This is a genomic window from Streptomyces sp. NBC_00247 (genome assembly GCF_036188265.1).
Classification (GTDB): domain Bacteria; phylum Actinomycetota; class Actinomycetes; order Streptomycetales; family Streptomycetaceae; genus Streptomyces.
Window position 1 is genome coordinate 1,946,033 of the sequence record NZ_CP108093.1, and the last position, 18,484, is coordinate 1,964,516.

The window sequence follows — 18,484 nt, forward strand, 5'->3', positions numbered from 1 at the left end:
CTCAGGTCTCTCGGGTCTCAAAGATGTAGGGGCGCACTGATACCGAGCAGGGACAGGCCGCCGGCCAGCACCGCACCGGCGGCCTCGGCGAGGGCCGGCCGGGAGCGGTGGGCGGCCGAGGGTTTCTCGTCGCCGGCGGGGAGCGGAGGGCAGGCGTCGTGGAAGTCGAAGAAGGCGTGCGCGACGGCTTCGAGGTGGCGGGCGAGCCGGTCGGGCGCGCGGTGCCGTGCGGCGGCGAGCAGGACCGCCGGATGGTCGGCGAGCAGGGCGGTCAGCGCGAGGGCGGCCGGCTCGCCGAACGGGGCACCGTCGCCCTGGGCGGTACGGTCCCGGGCGCCGTCCCCGTACGCGCCGGGCGCGACCTGCGCCTCCGGTACGACGGACGCCGCGGGTACGACGGACGCCTCCGGTACGACTACGGACGCCTCCGGTACGTCGTACGCCTCGGGTGCGACCCGGACGCCGAGCTCGCGGGCGGCCCGGGTGACGGCGTGGGCGCGGGCACGGGCGTAGCGGACCAGGAAGAGAGGGTTGGCGGCGCTCTGGACCAGGAGCCCGCCGTCGAGCGCGGCCCGGTCGTGCCCCGCGGCCCGCAGCAGCCCCCAGCGGGCGGCGTCCGGGCCGAGGCGTACGAGCAGGTCGGCGACAGGCACCCCGGCGGGCACGGGCCGGATCACGGTCGCCTCGCCGGCTTCCGCGGACGGGCCTTCCCCGGTCGGCCCGGAGACCGCGCCGGGGGTGACCCCGAGGCCGCCCCACCCGGGGTCGGCGGGGCCGGCCGGGGCGGTGCGCGGGGTGGCGCCCTGCGACCGCAGCAGCGCGGCCACGGCGTCGGCGGTGACGGCGGCCCGGACCTCGGGCGCGTACGTCAGCAGGGGCGCCTCGCCGCGCAGGGCCGTCCCGTGGCCGTACTCCGTGCCGCGCGACGCTACCTCGCGCACCAGGGCGACGCGGGCGGCTCCGTCGGCGGAGGCGTCGAGCGTGAGGTTGAGAAAGCCGGGTCCGGTGATCTCGACCCGGCCGATCCCGGGCTCGGCCGCGATGCGGTCCTTGAGGATGCGGGCGACCTCGTGCGCGGGCAGTGCGGCCGGACGGGCCAGCTGGAGCGCGACGGCGCAGGCGTAGTCCCCGCTGCCGCCGGGCCGGGTCCGCTCCACCCGTACGCGCGCGGGCACCGCCACGCGCAGGGCATCCTCGTCGACCGCACGGCGCACGGCGTGCAGCACGGTCCTGGAGAGGTCGGCGGGGGTCACGGGACCAGCCTAGGGGAGGAAGGGGGGCCCTCCGCGACCGCGTTTCGCCATGCGGGCACCGGCCCGGCGCCCGCCGGGGCGGGGTGCGCTCAGCGGGCGGCGCCGGCGGCCCGTCCGGCGCCGCAGCCGCCGTCCACCGCGGAGGGCTCCGGAGGCAGCGCGAGGCGGCGCACCAGCCGCACCAGCTCGCTGGGCTCGAACGGCTTCGCCAGGAACGCCTCCACCCCGGCGGCGACGCCCCGGTCCGCCTCGTACGGGGTGCAGGCGCTGATGATCGCGACCGGAATGGCGCTGGTACGGGGGTCCTCGCGCAGCCGTGCGGCGGTCCGGGGGCCGTCGAGCCGGGGCATCACGACGTCGAGGGTGATCACGTCGGGCCGCACGCGGTGCACGACGTCCAGACACTCGACACCGTCGGCCGCGGTCACGACCTCGAAGCCCTCAAGCTCCAGGTTGACCCTGATCAGATGCCGGATGACCTTGTTGTCGTCCACAACAAGCACGCGGCCGTACGCCCCTGACACCTTTCGAGAGTAGGTGCGCTCCCGGGGCCGCGTCCGGGTTTTGCCCACTTCCGCCCCGGGGCCGGGCCGCCCCGCTCCCCCGCGAACGCCCGTCGTCCGGCGCCGCGGACAAACCCGTTCACGGACACCCTCCGCGAGCTGGTACTGTTTCACCCGTCGCAGAGCAACACCGCGATACGCCCCCGTAGCTCAGGGGATAGAGCATCGGCCTCCGGAGCCGGGTGCGCAGGTTCGAATCCTGCCGGGGGCACTTCCGGACAGAGGGTCTGACCAGCAGAAATGCTGGTCGGGCCCTTTCTCGTGCGCCGGAACCGCGGAAGCCGCCCGAATCGCCGGTATCGCTGGAATCCGCCGTAGCCGCCCCCCGGCCCCCGTCCGTGCCCGCCCCCGGCCCGGCCGCCGCGGAGACGTCCTGGAGACCGGCGCCGAGACCGGGGCGTGGACCGGCTCGGGCACGGACGGACGCGCGGGTGGCGGCGCGGTCCCCGGCGGGCGCCGCCTCGCCGGGCCCGGCCCCTCAGTCGAGGCAGAACTCGTTGCCCTCGATGTCCTGCATCGCGATGCAGGACTCGTCGAAGCCGTCGGCGCGCATGACCTGTACGCACACCGCGCCGAGCGCGACCAGCCGGGCACACTCCGCTTCGAGCGCGGCCAGGCGCTCGTCACCCACGAGCCCGGTACCGGCCCGTACGTCGAGGTGGACCCTGTTCTTGACGACCCTGCCCTCGGGAACCCGCTGGAAGAACAGACGCGGGCCCACCCCCGTGGGATCCACGCAGGCGAACGCGGCGCCCCGGCGTTCCGGCGGCAGCGACCGGTCGTGGTCGTCCCAGCCGGCGAACCCCTCCGGCGGCGGTACGACGTACCCCAGCACCTCGCACCAGAACCGGGCGACGCGCTCGGGTTCCGCGCAGTCGAAGGTGACTTGGAACTTCCTGATCGATGCCAACCGGTCCTCCAGGACGCTCGCCGCGGCCGGGGCCCCGGACGCTGTCGCGCACGCGGCGATCCCGGCACCGGCGGGCGAGCCTGCCACGGGATCTCCCGCGGCTCAACCGCTTTACCCGCCGGGCGGCAGCGGCTCAGCCCGTGGACTCGTCCGGGGTCGGGTGTTCCGGGTGGACGCCCGCGTTGCGGGCCGTGTGCGCGCCCGCGCCGGCCTCGTCGGGGTCGGCCTTCCCGGAGCTGTCGTCCTGCTGCTCCATCCAGGGCGGCGGCGGGACGTCCAGCGCGTCCTCGCCGTCCTGCACCTGCTGGTCGGGCATGTCGGCGGGTACCGGCGGCGGGCTTCCCGAGGCGCCGGTGTATGCGGGGCCTTCCGGCCTGCGGTCGGTCATCTGAAGTCTCCGTTCGACGTGCCCATGGTTGCCGGAGCGCGGATGCGCCGCCACTTCGGGTACCCGGGGCGCCTCGGACGAATCCGTCCGCGCGCCCCGCCCCGCGGTCGGATGAATCGGCGCCGCCACGGATGCCGGTGGCCGCGGGCGCGGTACATGCTCTCCATGCAGACGTTCCTGCCGTACCCGGACTTCCGCCGCAGTGCGCGCGCACTCGACGACCGCCGCCTCGGGAAGCAACGGGTGGAGGCGATTCAGGTGCTGCGCGGGCTCACGGTGCCCGGCTACGGCTGGCGGCGGCATCCCGCCGTCCGGATGTGGGCCGGGTACGAGGAGGCGCTGGTGCGGTACGGACTCGACGTCTGCGGAGTGTGGACCGGGACGGGCCGGGCGGACACCTGCGCGGCGACCCTGTCGACGGACCTCGCCGCGTTCCGGGGGCGCGACCGGGTCCTGGTCCGGAGCGAGGAGGATCTGGCGGCGGCGGGCGAGCTGCCGCCCTGGCTCGGCGACGAGGCGTTCCACCTGAGCCATCGCTCCGCGCTCGTGCGCAAGGACCCGGAGCGGTACCGTCCGCTCTTCCCGGAGGCCCCGGAGGATCTGCCGTACGTCTGGCCGCGCTCGGACCGCGGCCCCGAGAGCTGAGAGGAGTCCGCGGCGGGGACGGGTAGCCGGAGAGCCGAGAGGAGTCCGCGGCGGGGAGGGTAGCGGGTGTCCGGGGTCAGGCCGTGCGGGCCGTCGGCCGGGCGGTACCGAAGACGCCGGGCTCTGCGGACTCCGCGGGCTCCTGCCCCTCGGCGGCGGCGCGGGCCTCCGCGAAGGCACGGGCACCGCGCTCGGGCCGGGTGTCGAGCCGGCCGAGGACGCCGGGCACCGCGATGCTGGGCAGCACCAGGTCGTAGAGGAGGGAGATGCGCTCCTCGAAGTCGGCCATCTCGGTGGCGGCCTGGGACATCAGCTGGATTCCGGTGAAGGAGCCGACCATCGTCTGGGCGGTCCGTTCCGGATCGACGTGCGGCAGCACCTCGCCCTGCCCCTGAGCTGCGACGATTTGCTGACTCGTCAGTTGCACCCAGTCGTGCCACGGCTTGCCGAAGAAGCGCTGGTTGCTCTGGTCGGCGGCGATGCGCGCGGCGCCCCGCAACAGTGGCTCTCTCGGCAGTCGGTGCGCGAGGATCAGCCCCATGTCCACGAAGGACTGCATCTTCAGTGGTTGTTCGGGGGGTGGTTCGGTCACGGCGTGGTCCAGAACGCCTCGCGCCAAATCTTCCTTGGAGGGGAAGTGGAAGTACAGCGCGCCCTTGGTCACCGCGGCCCGTTCCAGGATCTCCTGGATCGTCGCGGCCTCGTAGCCGCGCTCGGCGAAGACCGCGGCGGCGGCCGTCAGTACTGCGTTGCGCGTCCTGATCGCGCGCTCCTGCCGTGCCATTCGGGATCTCCTGACGATGCGCCTGACGGGGCTCAGTGTCTCCGGCACGTTCCCCTCAAGAAACCGGCTGGTCCGTATTCTATGGCACCGTTCGCGGCGGCCTCCAGTTGAGGCGGCGCCGGCGGCCGTGCGCCCGGCCGCGCTCCCCGCCCTCAACGGCCCGTGCGGTCCTCCTCTTTGAGGACCCGGCTCATCGCTCCGTATTCGCACCAGAACACCACCGAACACGTGCGCATTCATCCCTGGGGGGAGCACATGCACCACATCGTGAAACACCACCACACCCCGTCCGTCCCGGTGCCCGGAAGGGGAGTACCCGGCACCGCGCCCGCGGTCCGCCCTGCGGACGCCCACCGCGTCCAGCCGGACGACGTGCTGATCCGCGGCCGTCACCGACTGGCCGAGAACGCCTACGCGCTCGACATCGACTGGGCCGGGCGGCACGTCTTCTTCGGACCCGCACTCGGCAGTGTGCACCACCACATGCTGATCGCGCAGACACTGCGGCAGATCGGACTCGGACTCGCGCACACGGAGTTCGGGATCAGTTCCGCGCACCAGTTCCTGATGAGCGGCATGTCCTACGCGGCCGATCCCCGTCGCGCGACGGACCGGTCGCCGGTCCGCGCCGAGGCGGTCTGCACCTGGACGGGGCGCAACGCCATCCGGATAGCGATCACCCTGGAGCAGCACGGAACCGTCTTCGTCACGAGCGAGTCCGGATTCTCCTGGGTGTCGGAGCGGGTCTACCAGCGGCTGCGTGGTTCGTTCCTCTCCGCACGGCCCGGGGTCATGCCGTCGCCGGTCGCGGCGGCGGTGGCCGGTCGGAGCGCGGCGGACGAGGTCGTGCTCGGCGCTTCGGACCACCCGGACCGCTGGGTACTGATCGCCGACACCGGGAATCCGGCGCTGATGGACCACCCGGTCGACCACGTGCCCGGGCTCGTGATCATGGAGGCGAGCCAGCAGGCCGCGCACGCCGTCGTCGCGGGCGCGGGCGCCCGGTCGTGGCGCCCGCTCACCACGGACATGGTCACGTCCCGGTACGTCGAGTTCGACGCACCGTGCTGGATCGACGCACGCGAAGTCTCCACGGCCGGGACGCCCTTGGGGGGAGTTCCGGGCGGGATCGCGGTGGAGGTGACCGGAACCCAGCGCGGGGAGGTCGCGTTCCGCAGCGTGGTGGGGGGAGTGGCCGGGCCCGTCGTCGTCCCGGAGTGAGGGGCGCGTGACGCCCGGGGGCCGGCGGCGGGCGGATCTCGTGGTCCGTCCGCCACCGGCCTCCCCCCGCGGCGGGTGGTGTCCGGCTACTCGGCCGCGGGCCCGTGCCGCAGGACGGGGAGTTCCTGGTGGCCGTTGGAGATGAAGGACCTCACGGGGCGCAGGGACGACGACGGTACGGCGAGGTGGAGTCCGGGGAACCGGGCGAAGAGCGCGGAGAGGGCCGTCGCGCCCTCCATCCTGGCGAGGGGCGCCCCGATGCAGTGGTGGACGCCGTACCCGAAGGCCAGGTGGTCGCGGCGGGTGGCCCGGGTCAGGTCGAACAGGCCGGCGTCCGGTCCGTGCACGCCCTCGTCGCGGCCCGCCCCGGCGACGGCCATCACGAGGGCGTCGCCCTTCGGCACGACCACGTCGCCGAGGTCGAGGTCCTCGACGGCGTACCGGAGCATGAGGTTCGCGGCGGCCGGCTCCCAGCGCAGGGTCTCCTCGACCGCGTCGGCCCACTCGGCCTTGCCGGTGCGGATCAGGTCGAGCTGCTCGGGGTGGGTGAGCAGCGCGTGGACGGCGTGGTCGATCAGGTTGATGGTGGTCTCGTACCCGGCCGACAGGAAGTGGACGAGGGTGTCGAGGAGTTCCTGGTCCTCCAGGGGGTCCGGTGCGCCGGTGGCGAGTTGCTCGCGCTGGATGGCGACCAGGGCGCTGGTGAGGTCGTCGCCGGGGGTCTCCCGCTTGACGGCGACGAGTTCGTGGAGGATGCCGTACAGCTCCCCGGCGTGGACGCGGACCTCCTCGGCCGGGGTCGCCGTGCTGAACAGGGCGTCGAACAGGGTGCAGAGCCGGTCGCGGCTGGCCAGGGTCACGCCGAACAGTTCGCAGATCAGGCGCGCGGGCAGCGGTCCGGCGTACCGGGCGCGCAGGTCCACCGGTTCGCCCTCGGGCAACGCCTCGATCTCGTCGAGCAGTTCCTCCGCGATCCGGGAGACGACGGGTGCGAGGGCCTTGGTGCGGTGGGCGGTGAAGGCGCCGGAGACGAGCTTGCGCAGCCGGGTGTGGGCGGGGCCGTACGCCGTGAACATGCTGCGTATGGAGACCCACAGGGCCAGTGACCAGTCGGGCCCGACCTCGCCGTCGATCCAGGCGGGCCAGTGCTGGGCGGCGTCCTTGGAGACGGCCGGGGAGGTGAGCAGCCGGGTGATGACCGCCGGGTCGGCGACGGCCCAGGCAGGGACGCCCTCCGGCAGTTCGATCCGGGTGGCCGAGCCGCCCGCGCGGATGCGGGCGGCCTCGCCCTGGATGTCGGTACCTGCCGGGTCGAGCCGGAACGGGCAGCGCGCGGCGGGGCCGGCGGCGGGCTCGGAGGGGGTGGCGGGGGCGGCGGCGACGACGTCGCCGTGGTTCGTGTGCATCGTGTGTCTCTTTCCTGGACGGCTCGTGCCTGTCTGGACATTGGCCGCAGAGACGGTTCTTCGGCAAGCGGAGGAAGGTATCGATTTTCCGGCCGTCGCCCCGGAGGCGGTACGGGCATGCCCCCGAGGCGGTACGGACACGCCCCGGAGGCGGTACGGGCATGCCCCCGAAGCGGTACGGACACGCCCCGGAGGCGGTACGGGCATGCCCCCGAAGCGGTACGGACACGCCCCGGAGGCGGTACGGGCATGCCCCCGGGCCCGTACCGCCTCCGTGCCCGGCTGTCAGGCGAGCGGCAGGCCCGGCGCCGGGTGGGCGTCCGTCAACTCCTTGACCTCGGCCCGGACCCGGGCGACGACGGCCTCGTCGCCGGTGCGCGCCGCGGCGACCACGGTGTCGATCCAGGCCGCCACGTCCGCCATCGCGGAGGCCGGGATGCCGCGCGTGGTGAGGGCGGGGGTGCCGATGCGGATGCCGGACGGGTCGAAGGGCTTGCGGGTGTCGTACGGCACGGAGTTGTGGTTCACCACGATCCCCGCCCGGTCCAGCGCCTTGGCGGCGGTCTTGCCCGGCACGTCCTTGTTGGTGAGGTCGATCAGGAGGAGGTGGTTGTCGGTGCCGCCGGAGACCAGGTCGAAGCCCCGGCCGGCCAGTTCCTCGCCGAGGAGGCGGGCGTTCGCGACCACCTGGTGGGCGTAGCCGGAGAATTCCGGGCGGGCGGCCTCACCGAGCGCGACCGCGATGGCGGCGGTGGTCTGGTTGTGCGGACCGCCCTGCAGGCCCGGGAAGACCGCCCGGTCGAGGGCGCGCGCGTGCTCGGCGGTGCTGAGCAGCATCGCGCCGCGCGGCCCGCGCAACGTCTTGTGCGTGGTGGTGGAGACGACGTCCGCGTACGGGGCGGGCGAAGGGTGCGCTCCGCCGGCGACCAGCCCGGCGATGTGGGCGATGTCGGCGACCAGCACGGCCCCGGTCTCGCGGGCGATCTCGGCGAAGCCCGCGAAGTCGATGGTGCGGGGCACGGCCGTACCGCCGCAGAAGATCACCTTGGGGCGTTCGGCGAGGGCCAGGTCGCGGACCTCGTCCAGATCGATCCGCCCGGTGTCGCGCCGCACGCCGTAACGCACCCCGCGGAACCAGGTGCCGGTGGCGGAGACGTCCCAGCCGTGGGTGAGGTGGCCGCCCATCGGCAGGCCCATGCCGAGGACGGTGTCGCCGGGTGCGCAGAACGCCAGGTAGACGGCGAGGTTGGCGGGGGAACCCGAGTACGGCTGCACGTTGGCGTGCGCCATGCCGAAGACGGCCTTGGCGCGCTCCACGGCCAGTGTCTCGACCTGGTCGACGACCTGCTGGCCCTCGTAGTAGCGGCGGCCGGGATAGCCCTCGGAGTACTTGTTCTGGAGAACGGTGCCGGAAGCCTCCAGCACGGCGGCGGAGACGTAGTTCTCGCTGGCGATCATCCGCAGGGTGTCGGCCTGCAGCCGCTCCTCCGCGTCGATCAGCCCGGCGAGTTCGGGATCGGAGGCGGCGAGCGCCGGTCGGGTGGCGGTTTCCAGAACGGGTGCGGGTGCGGTCACGAGACTCTCCCGGGTCGGCCGCGTCGTGCGGCATGGACCCGGATGCCCAGGCGGACGGCCCTCCGGCGGTGGTCCTCCGGCTGGGCCGTGTCCGACGGTTCCCGCCGGGCGGGCGGTGTCGGCCATGACCTGGGCCGGAGCGTGCCGCTCCCTCGTGGTCGGTTCCACGCAACGCCCCGGGGGCGCACGCCAGTCGCGGCACGTACGACGGTACCCGCTCGGCGCGGTGCGCGCCCGTGACTTCCATGGAAGGGCGCCGGCGTGCACCCTTCCGTACCGCGACGGTCCGGCCGGACTTTCACTACGAGCGTTGCGTAATGCCGCGCGCGGCGCTACTTTCATTTTACGAAACGGTCGTAGCGAAAAGGGAGAGGCCATGGAACCGGCAGTCCGGCGCGGTCGGCCGCGCAGTGAAGCGGCGGACGCCCGCATCACCGGCGCAGCCATGGAGCTGCTGCTCGAACGCGGTTACGACGCCTTGTCGGTCGAAGAGGTAGCGGTGAAGGCCGGGGTCGCCAAGACCACGCTGTACCGGCGATGGCCCACCAAGGACCACCTCGTCGTCGCCGTCGTGGCGCGGATGCAGGACGAGGTCCCCGTCGGGTACCGGGGTGACGTGCGTGCCGATCTCACGCGCTACCTCGACGCGATCGTCGAGGGCCTCGACCGGATGCGGCTCGCCGGGCGTCCCGCGACGTCCGGGGACACCTCCGCCGGGCTCGTCGCGGAGGTCGCCGCCGCCGCCGCGCGCCACGCGGACATCGGCTCCGCGGTGCGGGCCATGTTCGTCCGGCGCAACGCCTTGGTGCTCCAGCTCATCGAAGAGGCCCGGGATGCCGGGGAGTTGCGCGAGGACGTGGAGCCCGAGGTGCTCTTCGACCAGTTGGCCGGTGCGCTGTACTACCGGCTGCTCATCACCGGTCGCCCCCTCGACACCGCGTATGTCGGCCGACTCGTGGCCGGCGTGCTGCGGGGTGCGGCCTCCTGAGGCCGCACCCCGCGGGACCCACCCAGTAACCACTGACGAGAGGAAGTCCGACGATGGCCACCGCCTTACCGTCCACGCCCACCCGCACTCCCCCGGTTCCCGCTGCCGCCCGGCGCCGCAGGCGTCGCGTACTCCTCGGGGCCGGGGCGGCGCTCGTCGCCCTGCTCGGCGGATACACGGCGTGGAGCAATACCCACCCCGTGCGGCTGACCGCTTCCATCGAGATCGAGGCGTCGTCCAGCGAGGTCTGGCACGTGCTGACCGGTTTCTCCGCCTATCCGCAGTGGAACCCGTTCATGACCTCGACGGAGGTGACCTCGCAGGGCGGCCTCCTCGAAGAGGGCGCGACCCTGCGCACCGTGATGCACGACAGGACCGGGGACACCGTCTTCACGCCGGAGCTCCTGACCGTCGAACCGGGCCGGGAGCTGCGCTGGCTGGGGAAGACGGGGCCCGGCTGGATCGCGGACGGGGAGCACCGGTTCGTCATCGACGAGATCGGGGGCGGTCGGGTCCGCCTCACGCAGAGCGAGGCGTTCACCGGGGTCGCGGTGCCGTTCGTGGAAGGGCAGTTGAGGTCGGACACGCTGCCGCAGTTCCGTGCGATGAACGAGGCACTGGCGCGGCGGGCCGAGGCAGCGGCGCGCGAGTGAGGCGCCCCACCCCCGCCCCCGCCCCCCACGGCCTCGCCCGGTTCCCGCACACCACGTCACGGCCCGCGAAGATCATTTCGCCGTGAATCCCCGGGTACCGCCCGCACCGTGATGAACCGTCCGGTTCGCGCGTGGACGGGGGTGGAAACGGGAAAGATGGGGGGTGACCGAGACGGCTCGACGGTGGGGGGACCGTATGGAGTCCGAAGAGGGACGCGCACACCCGTACGACGGCGCTCCGGCGCCCGGAGCGGGGTCGGGGCCGGGGCCGGGTCCAGGAGCGGCCGGACCGGGTCCCGGTCCGGCCGCCGCCCGGGACACCGGCCCGGCAGGGTCGGGCGGACCGACAGGCCCGGATGGGCCCACGGACGCGCCGCCGCCTCCACCCGGGCCGCCGGTCGTGCCGCCACCCCCGCTTCCCCCCGCGCCTCCTCTGCCGCCGTTCGCCGCGCCGCCCTCTCCGGCCGGCCCCGTCGGCCCGCCGCCGCCGGGTGCCGGGCTGCGCGCCGCCGCGGCGGGGCTGCTCAGCCTCAGCGGCCTCGGGCTCGGTCATCTGCTCGTCCGCCGCTGGTTCCGCGCCGCCCTCTGCCTGACGGCGACGGGGCTGCTGCTGCTCGCGGTCCTGCCCGCCGAGCCCGACGGGGTCTCCGGCGGGCTGCTCGTCGCGTACCTCGTGGTGCTCGTCCTGGCCGCGCTCGACGCGGCCAGGATCGCCCGGCGCACCGCGGTCGCCGGCTCCTGGCGGCCGGTGGTCGCCGCCGTGCTCGGACTGGTGCTGCTGGCCGTTCCGGTGGGCGGGGTCGCGCTCTACGGCTCCGCGCGCGACGAGGCGGTCCAGAAGATGCTGCTCGACCGGCTGGAGAAGGCCGACCGGGCGGTCGCCGCGGCGGACGGCCAGTCCTTCACCACGGCGAAGGCGGGATACGGCAAGGCTTTCGCCGCCTACCGCGACCTGGGCGAGAAGCACGCGGATTCCCGCGCGGGCAAGCAGGTTCCGGACCGGCTGAAGTCCTACTACGAGGCGGTCGCCGCCCCGTACGCCGAGAAGGACTACTGCATGGCGCTGGAGCCGTTGCGCTACCTGCGCACCCTTCCGAAGGCCGCCGGCGCCGAGCTGCTGGGCGAGCTCGCGAAGTGGCCCGACGAACCGCTCGCCGAGTCCCTCTACGCGTGCGGGATCTCGGCGTTCGGCACCGTGGGCGCAGACATCACGTCCGCGTCCGGCGGGGCCGAACTGGGCGAGCTGCTGCGGACGTTCCCCGAATCGGCCGCCGCGCGGAAGGTGGCCCCGGCCGTCGACGCGCGGATCGCCGAGGAGACCGCGAAGCTGGCCGGAGGGGAGCCGTGCACGGTGACGGAGACCCTGCGCGGCATGAGCGGGACCGTCGGCGCACTGACCGGGGACGACCTCGACGCCTCGGCCGCCCGCGCGGACCAGGGCGTCCAGGACGGGGTGTACGCCTGCGGGGTGGACCAGTTCCGCGAGAAGGAGTTCAGCGAGGCGCGCACCACGCTGACCGGGTTCTCCGACACGTACAAGGACGACGACCGGCGCGGGCAGGCGCGGAACATCGCGATAGCCGCCGAGATCGCGGAGGACCGGCCCGAAGCCGGGAACAAGCTGCCGCCCGCGAAGCGTCCGGGCGGTGCCACGATGGAGCTGGTCATCAGCAACGACGCCCCCAACGGGGTGGAGGTGCTCTACACCGGCCCGGTCACCGGCAGCGTCACGCTGAAGGCGTGCGGGAGCTGCGGGCGGTACGACAGCACGACCGCCGGGAACCGGAACGCCTGCAAGGCGAGCGGGAAGAGTTACCCGAAGGCCCGGTTGCGGCTGCCCGCCGGTGACTACCACTTCCTGTACAAGCACGAGACCGGTTCGAGCGTGGACAACTACGCGGACGGTTCGACGATCGAGCCCGGGTACACCTACACCTCGTGCACCTACGTCGTCGAGCAGGACGACCCCTACGGACTGGATCTGCCCTCGCTGGACCTGCCCTCGATCGACCCGGACGACATCGCCTGACCCTCCCCGCCCCGCCGTACGTGCCCGTACGGCGGGGCGGGCCCGGCGCCCAGCGCGGGCGGGTGGCGGGCAGGCCTTCAGGCGGACGAGCGTGAACCCCGCCCGCCCGAAGCGCTCCGGGGCGCCGCGGTCTTCTTCGCGGTGGCCTTCTTCGCGGGGCTCTTCTTCGCGGCGGCCCCCTTCCCGGTGGTTCCCGTCGCGGTCTTCGTCCCGGTCGTCTTCTTCGCGGGGCTCTTCTTCCCGGTCGCCTTCTTCGCGGTCGACTTGTGCGCCGCCGGCTTCTGCCCGTCCTTCGCCCCCGCCCCGCCGGTGGACCTCCCGCCGGTGGACTTCTTCGCCCCGGTCTCCTTGGGCCGTGACTTCCCGGAGTCCTGGCCGGCCGAGCGGGACACCGTCTTGCCGGTCGGCGTGCGGCGCGTGGACCGCCCGATGGGGTGGACGTCCGCCACCTGGCCGTCTCCCCCGGCCTCTTCGCGGCCGCCCGCGCCCTCCGTGTCCTCCCGCGATTCCTTCGCCGCGCGGACGCTCTTCTCCAGAGCCGCGACCAGGTCGATGACCTTGCCCCCGGTGTCCGTCTCCTCAGCGGGTTCCAGCGGCTCGCCCGCCGCCTTCGCCGCGACCAGCTCCTCCACCGCCTCGCGGTAGTCGTCGTGGAGGGTGTCCAGGTCCACCCCGCCGAGGGTGTCCATCAGCGCGTCTGCCAGGTCGAGTTCGGCGTCGCGCACCTTGGTCCCGGCGTCCGGCACGACGTCCTCCGGCGATCTGAGCTCGTCCGGCCAGAGGAGCCCGTGCATCACGATGACGTCCTCGGTCACCCGCAGCATCCCGAGCCGCTCGCGCCCCCGCAGCGCGAACTTGGCGACCGCGACCTTCTCGCTGCGCTTCAGCGCCTCGCGCAGCAGGGTGTACGGCTTCCCGGCGGGGATCCCGTTCGCGGCGAGGTAGTAGGCGCTCTCCATCTGGAGCGGGTCGATCCGCGAGGACGGGACGAAGCCGAGGATCTCGATCGTCTTGTTCGTCGGGAGCGGGAGCGAGGCGAGGTCCTCGTCGGTGATCGGGATGAGGGTGCCGTCCGCGTCCTCGTACGCCTTGCCGGTCTCGGCGGAGGTCACCTCCTCCTCGTCGACCTCGCAGACCTTGCGGTAGCGGATGCGGCCCCCGTCGGTGAGGTGGACCTGACGGAAGGAGACGGAGTGGTTCTCGGTGGCGTTCATCAGTTTGACCGGGATGCTGACCAGCCCGAACGAGATCGCGCCGTTCCAGATGGACCTCATGGAACTCACTCTCCGGCTCCTTCCGGGACCATGCCGAGGTGCCTTGCGGACCGCCGAAGCCGCGCGGCCCGGCGGCCACCTTTACGGCCGTTTCGCACACTTCATCCGATTCGTGTGATTCTTATCGTATGACGCCGATCACACAGGTGGAGGGGCGGCGCCTGGCGCTCAGCAATCTGGACAAGGTGGTGTACCCGGCCACCGGTACGACCAAGGGCGAGGTGCTGCACTACTACGCCGCCACGGTCGCGGGCGCCCTGCTCGCCCATCTGTACGACCGCCCGGTCTCCTTCCTGCGGTATCCGGACGGCGCGGAGGGCCAGCACTTCTTCTCCAAGAACCCGCCGCCCGGTACGCCCGCCTGGGTGCGTACGGCGCGCGTCCCGCACCGGGGGGAGCGGGACGCGGCACAGGTCATGGTCCAGGACCTGGCCTCGCTGATGTGGGCGGCCAATCTCATGGTCGAGTTCCACACCCCGCAGTGGCGGGCGGACGCCCCCGCCGTCGCCGACCGGATGGTCTTCGACCTGGACCCGGGTGCCCCGGCGAGCGTGGTCGAGTGCTGCGCGGTCGCCGGGTGGCTGCGCGAGCGGCTGGCGGCGGACGGCCTGCTCGCGTACGGGAAGACCTCCGGTTCCAAGGGCCTGCACCTGCTCGTCCCGCTGGAGCCGACCCCCTCCGACGAGGTGACGGCGTACGCGAAGAAGCTCGCGGTCGAGGCGGAGGCGGCGCTGCCGGACCTGGTCGTCCACCGGATGAAGCGGGATCTGCGCCCGGGGAAGGTGTTCGTCGATTTCAGCCAGAACGCCGCCGCGAAGACCACCGCCACCCCCTACACGCTCCGTGCCCGCCCCGCGCCCGCCGTCTCCGCCCCCGTCACCTGGGAGGAGATCGAGGAGTGCGGCACCCCCGACGACATGGTCTTCCTCGCGGGCGACATGGCCGCACGGCTGGAGCGGTACGGCGATCTGCTCGGGCCGCTCATCAACCCGAACCGGGCCCGTCCACTGCCCGCCGCCCGCCGGGGGCGCCGCCCCGGCGCATGACGGCACGCGACCGCGCCCGCCCCTGTCGCACCGCGCGCTCACCGCCACCGTCCGACCGCCCCCACGGGCCGTCCGGGGAACCACCCGCCCCACAGGTCTCCCACAGCCTGGCGGTGCGGCGGCGGGAAAGCCCCGTCCGCCGGGCGGACCACCGCGGAACTGGGGCAGACTCGGCTGCGGGACGGGCGTGGGAGTTCCGGGAACCAACTCCGGCCACGTGCCGTCGCAGCGGTTGAGCGTGGTGAGCGGGGAGGGGATGGCCGGAGTGTTCGCGGGGATCGACGAGGTGGACTGGGCCTCGATGGAGCATGCCTACGGGCCGGCCGACGACGTACCCGCGCTGCTGGCGGGTCTGGCCTCGGCGGACCCGGTGCAACGGGAGCGCGCGCTGGACGGGATGTACGGCGCCGTCCACCACCAGGGCGACGTCTACGCCTGCACGCTCGCGTGCATCCCCTTCCTCTTCGAGCTGGTCGCCGACCCTTCGGTGGCGGAGCGCGGCAGCATCGTCGAACTGCTGACCAGCATCGGCGGCATCGAACTGGACGAGGACGACGAGGAGGAACTCGACGAGGACGAGATCGAGGGTGCCGCCAACTACGCCATGGCCGCCGCGGCCGTCTGCGCCGGAGCCGAGGTCTTCGTCGGACTGCTCGCCGACGCCGACCGCGGTGTGCGGCTCGCGGCCCCGCTGGCGCTCGCCACCCTGCACGCCGATCCGCCGCGCGTTCTGGCACTGCTGCGCAAGCGGCTGCCCGCGGAGCCGGACGAGGAGGTGCGGCTCGCCCTCGTGGAGGCGGCCGGCCGCCTCGCGCTGCGCCACGACACGGTGGCCGAGGCGGCGGCGCACTGGCTGAGCCGGCTCGCGATGCAGGAGTACGCGCCGGGTCTCAGGCTCGCGGCGCTGGCGCAGTTGGCACGGTGCGCGCCCGGCGCGCTGCCCGTCGACATCGTGCCCAGGGTCGCGGACCTGCTGCGGGCGCTGCGCACGGCGTACCCGCCGTCCGACCCGGCCACCCGGGCAGCCGCGAGAGCCGCCGCGGAGGCCGCTCCCCGGGAGGGCGCCCACGCGCCGACGCTGATCGGCCAGTTGCGAGCCCTGCAGGCGGCGGAGGAGGCCGGGCGGAGCGCTCCGTGGGCCGCCGATCTGCTGCGCACCCTGCACGGGGCGCTCGGCGACCGGGTGGAGGACCGGGTGGCGCTCCTCGCCGACCAGTTGTGCAGCCCGGACGAAGCCCAGCGGCTGGACGCCGTCCGGATGAGCGGCGGCCTGATCCGCGCGTGGCGGGGGTCGTACGACGAGGTGGTGCGGCTGCTGGGGGAACTCCTGGGCGAGCCCGATCTCCGGCTCCGCGACGCCGCCGGAGGGCTGCTGTCGGAGGTCCAGCGACTGGCCGCACCGGCCGCGGACGCGCTGGCCGCACGGGTGGCGGTCACCCACAATTCCTGGGTCCGGGAGTGGCAGTACGGGCAGCGCAGCCTCGACCCGGCGTTGCGGGCGCTGGCCAACATCGGCGACCCCCGGGCGCTGCCGGCGCTGGGCTCGGTACTGGAGAGGCCCGGTGTGCCGCGGGATCTCGGGCACGCCGTCGCCGGCCTCGGGCCGGCCGCCCTCCCGCTGGCCGGGGCGTTGCGCCGCAAGCTGGCGGGGGTGAGCGCGGCGGACTCTTCCGAGGACGGCGGAGCGGCGCCGCTGCTGGCGGCCCTCGCCTCGCTGCGGGCGGACGAGGCGACGCCCGAGGTCCTGCGCGTCCTGCGGGAGCCCTTCGCGTCGCACCTGCGGTCGTCGGCACTGGGGGCACTCGGCTCGTTCGGACCCGGGGCCCGGGGCGCGGTCGAGGAGGTGGAGGCGTTGATGCGCCGGTCACCGGCGCGCGAGGCGGTCGACGCGGCGGACGCGCTCTACTCGGTCTCCGGCGATGTCGACACCGTCCTGCCGGTGCTGATCGACGCCCTCATGGAAGAGGAGGCCCTGGCCGTGCGCGCGGCGTCGCGGGTACTGGGGCGGCTCGGCGCCCGTGCCGCGGTGGCCGTGCCCCGGCTGCGGGCGCTGCTGGACCACGACGAAATCTGGGTACGGGTGGACGCGGCGCTCGCACTGTGCGAAATTTCGGGACTGTCCGCGCGGACGTGGCAAGTGCTGCTGGACGGATGGACGCGGCAGCCGTACGTCCGCGTCCGGGTGGCGGACGCTCTGACGCGGACGGGAGTGGCTGCGGCAGGGTCCGGAGCAGCCCGCACCCTGCGTGCCGAGTTGTCCTCCGTGCGCCGTCACAACGCCCGGGACGGCGCATTCGGATTCGGCACCTCCGACATCGCCGCGGACGAACGCCTGCTGACGCTGTGCCGGCAGGCGCTGCTCGGCGGAGGCGGCCGGGGGTGAGTCGGGCGCGCCCGGTTCCGGACCGGGCGGACACCGGGGTGCCGGAACGGCCGGTACGCCGCGTCGCGGGAAGCCGGGGCCGCCAGGCCCGCGGCAGAACCGCACAGAAGGCAACGAAGAGAGGCACAACATGATCATTTTCGGTACGCGGGGCTACCTCTACCAGCTGGCCGTCCTGACGATGGTGTGCGGCTGGTGCGGGAACCCCGCCGCGCACACCCTCCGCAAGCGGGTCACCAAGTTCACCCTGTTCTTCGTCCCGCTCTTCCCGATCTCCGTCAAGTACGCGACGCAGTGCACCTTCTGCGGCGGAGAGCAGAAGATAGCCAAGGAGCAGGCGGAAGCCCTGCTGGCCCAGCACGCGGCGGGCCCCGACGGTGCCAACCCGTTCGGCCAGGCCGGCCAGGCAGGTCAGCCCGCCCAGGCCCCGCAGCACGGCAACGCCCCGGGCCAGAACCCCTACAACAGCTGAGGCGCACACGCCACCGGGGCGCCCGCACACTCCGGCGCGGTGCCCCGGCACAGCCCCCGCACCGCCCTTGGGGCACCCCGGATCGCGGGCCGGCCTGGCCGGACGGCCGACGGGAGCGGGCGGGTGGCGGATACACCCGGACGGCCCATCGGGCGTCCCCCGTCCGCGTACATCACCGAGAGCGACTCTATGCGTGCGTAGCGTGGCGAACCTAGCGTGGCGGAGCGGCCCCCGGTCGCGGCCCCGCACCTCGCCCACGCCTTCTGGAGGCAGCATGTCCTCTCCGTCCCTCCGCCGCATCGGCCTCGGTGTCGCCGCCGGTGTGCTCGCCGCGCTGACGGCCGCCGCACCCGCCTTCGCCGCAGGCCCTCTGCCGCAGCCGGTGGACCTCCCGCACCACCACGTCATCTCCGCCGCCGACCCGGCGCCCGGCCACGGCCACGACCACGGGGGGCCCGCCACCCACGGCAGGCCGTCCGTCGAGCCCCAGGTGAAGCCCGCCCAGCCGCAGGCGGAGCCCGCCGCGACCAGGGTCACGTACCGGGGGCGGGTCATCGCGCGGCCGAGCCTGCTGCTCCGCGACCGCCCGACCCGCAGCAGCCGGGTCGTGGGCGAGCTGCCGTACGGCACGATCGTCGACATCTTCTGCAAGACCCGGGGCGACAGCGTGGACGGCAACGACCGCTGGTACCTGCTGACCAATGGCACCTGGGCCTGGGGCTCGGCGCGCTACATCGAGAACATCGGCGCCGCCCCCGAGTGGTGCTGACGCCTCGACACCACACCTCCGCCGCCCGGGTTCCTCGCCTCGCGAGAGCCCGGGCGGCGGCGCGTCTCCACCCGGGACGCCCGGAAGCCGTCGCGAGGGAGGAACATCCGCGCGACCGCCGCACT

General features: G+C 73.8%; 17 protein-coding genes and 1 tRNA gene. 10 read left to right on the top strand and 8 right to left on the bottom strand.

What is annotated here, in order from left to right:
* Window positions 1-17 precede the first annotated feature (17 nt).
* Together nrtL and OHT52_RS07880 are read right to left on the bottom strand one after the other, a co-directional pair.
* The gene (gene nrtL / locus OHT52_RS07875) at window positions 18-1,253 is read right to left on the bottom strand and encodes an ArgS-related anticodon-binding protein NrtL (protein ID WP_328719417.1); all 1,236 of its coding nucleotides are present in this window, start codon (window positions 1,251-1,253) and stop codon (window positions 18-20) included.
* A gap of 89 nt (window positions 1,254-1,342) precedes the next feature.
* Complete coding sequence (locus OHT52_RS07880; RefSeq protein WP_328719418.1) at window positions 1,343-1,825, bottom strand: response regulator; 483 nt, start codon at window positions 1,823-1,825, stop codon at window positions 1,343-1,345.
* Window positions 1,826-1,955: 130 nt separating this feature from the next.
* Between OHT52_RS07880 and OHT52_RS07885 the strand changes: the two genes are divergently transcribed.
* A tRNA-Arg gene (locus OHT52_RS07885) sits at window positions 1,956-2,027 on the top strand.
* Between the two features lie 267 nt (window positions 2,028-2,294).
* Here the strand turns inward: OHT52_RS07885 and OHT52_RS07890 are convergent.
* Complete coding sequence (locus OHT52_RS07890) at window positions 2,295-2,726, bottom strand: VOC family protein (RefSeq protein ID WP_328723650.1); 432 nt, start codon at window positions 2,724-2,726, stop codon at window positions 2,295-2,297.
* Window positions 2,727-2,859: 133 nt separating this feature from the next.
* Window positions 2,860-3,114 carry a hypothetical protein gene (locus OHT52_RS07895; RefSeq protein ID WP_328719419.1) on the bottom strand — a complete coding sequence of 85 codons (255 nt, stop codon included), beginning with the start codon at window positions 3,112-3,114 and terminating at the stop codon, window positions 2,860-2,862.
* Window positions 3,115-3,279: 165 nt separating this feature from the next.
* Between OHT52_RS07895 and OHT52_RS07900 the strand changes: the two genes are divergently transcribed.
* Window positions 3,280-3,759, top strand: a complete 480-nt coding sequence (locus OHT52_RS07900; RefSeq protein ID WP_328719420.1) for an MSMEG_6728 family protein — start codon at window positions 3,280-3,282, stop codon at window positions 3,757-3,759.
* Window positions 3,760-3,835: 76 nt separating this feature from the next.
* Here the strand turns inward: OHT52_RS07900 and OHT52_RS07905 are convergent, their stop codons facing one another.
* A complete protein-coding gene (locus OHT52_RS07905; protein WP_328719421.1) occupies window positions 3,836-4,543 on the bottom strand; it encodes a ScbR family autoregulator-binding transcription factor in 708 nt (235 codons plus the stop codon).
* Between the two features lie 255 nt (window positions 4,544-4,798).
* Here OHT52_RS07905 and OHT52_RS07910 point away from each other — a divergent pair, with 255 nt between their 5' ends.
* Window positions 4,799-5,764 (top strand): ScbA/BarX family gamma-butyrolactone biosynthesis protein, encoded by a 966-nt coding sequence (locus tag OHT52_RS07910; protein WP_328719422.1) that lies wholly within the window; start codon window positions 4,799-4,801, stop codon window positions 5,762-5,764.
* Window positions 5,765-5,850: 86 nt separating this feature from the next.
* Here OHT52_RS07910 and OHT52_RS07915 read toward each other — a convergent pair whose 3' ends face one another.
* Entirely contained in the window at window positions 5,851-7,170 is a 1,320-nt protein-coding gene (locus OHT52_RS07915; protein ID WP_328719423.1) for a cytochrome P450 family protein, read from the bottom strand.
* Between the two features lie 285 nt (window positions 7,171-7,455).
* On the bottom strand, window positions 7,456-8,745 hold the full coding sequence (gene glyA / locus OHT52_RS07920) for a serine hydroxymethyltransferase (protein WP_328719424.1): 1,290 nt from the start codon (window positions 8,743-8,745) through the stop codon (window positions 7,456-7,458).
* A gap of 376 nt (window positions 8,746-9,121) precedes the next feature.
* Here glyA and OHT52_RS07925 point away from each other — a divergent pair, with 376 nt between their 5' ends.
* From OHT52_RS07925 to OHT52_RS07935, 3 genes are all read left to right on the top strand, one after another.
* Window positions 9,122-9,733 carry a TetR/AcrR family transcriptional regulator gene (locus OHT52_RS07925; RefSeq protein ID WP_328719425.1) on the top strand — a complete coding sequence of 204 codons (612 nt, stop codon included), beginning with the start codon at window positions 9,122-9,124 and terminating at the stop codon, window positions 9,731-9,733.
* Window positions 9,734-9,786: 53 nt separating this feature from the next.
* The gene (locus OHT52_RS07930; protein WP_328719426.1) at window positions 9,787-10,386 is read left to right on the top strand and encodes an SRPBCC domain-containing protein; all 600 of its coding nucleotides are present in this window, start codon (window positions 9,787-9,789) and stop codon (window positions 10,384-10,386) included.
* Between the two features lie 196 nt (window positions 10,387-10,582).
* Window positions 10,583-12,415, top strand: a complete 1,833-nt coding sequence (locus OHT52_RS07935; protein ID WP_443046519.1) for a hypothetical protein — start codon at window positions 10,583-10,585, stop codon at window positions 12,413-12,415.
* A gap of 77 nt (window positions 12,416-12,492) precedes the next feature.
* Here the strand turns inward: OHT52_RS07935 and ku are convergent, their stop codons facing one another.
* Window positions 12,493-13,689, bottom strand: coding sequence for a non-homologous end joining protein Ku (ku, locus tag OHT52_RS07940; RefSeq protein WP_328723651.1), 1,197 nt, complete (start codon window positions 13,687-13,689; stop codon window positions 12,493-12,495).
* A gap of 128 nt (window positions 13,690-13,817) precedes the next feature.
* On the opposite strand from ku, the gene ligD reads away from it, so the two are divergent.
* The 4 genes from ligD to OHT52_RS07960 all read left to right on the top strand — a co-directional run bounded on the left by ligD (window position 13,818) and on the right by OHT52_RS07960 (window position 18,359).
* Entirely contained in the window at window positions 13,818-14,735 is a 918-nt protein-coding gene (ligD, locus tag OHT52_RS07945) for a non-homologous end-joining DNA ligase (protein ID WP_328719428.1), read from the top strand.
* A 265-nt stretch (window positions 14,736-15,000) separates the two neighbouring features.
* Window positions 15,001-17,118 (top strand): PBS lyase, encoded by a 2,118-nt coding sequence (locus OHT52_RS07950; RefSeq protein WP_328723652.1) that lies wholly within the window; start codon window positions 15,001-15,003, stop codon window positions 17,116-17,118.
* A 130-nt stretch (window positions 17,119-17,248) separates the two neighbouring features.
* Window positions 17,249-17,590, top strand: a complete 342-nt coding sequence (locus OHT52_RS07955; RefSeq protein WP_328719429.1) for a zinc-ribbon domain-containing protein — start codon at window positions 17,249-17,251, stop codon at window positions 17,588-17,590.
* Between the two features lie 274 nt (window positions 17,591-17,864).
* Complete coding sequence (locus OHT52_RS07960) at window positions 17,865-18,359, top strand: SH3 domain-containing protein (protein WP_328719430.1); 495 nt, start codon at window positions 17,865-17,867, stop codon at window positions 18,357-18,359.
* Window positions 18,360-18,484: the final 125 nt, after the last annotated feature.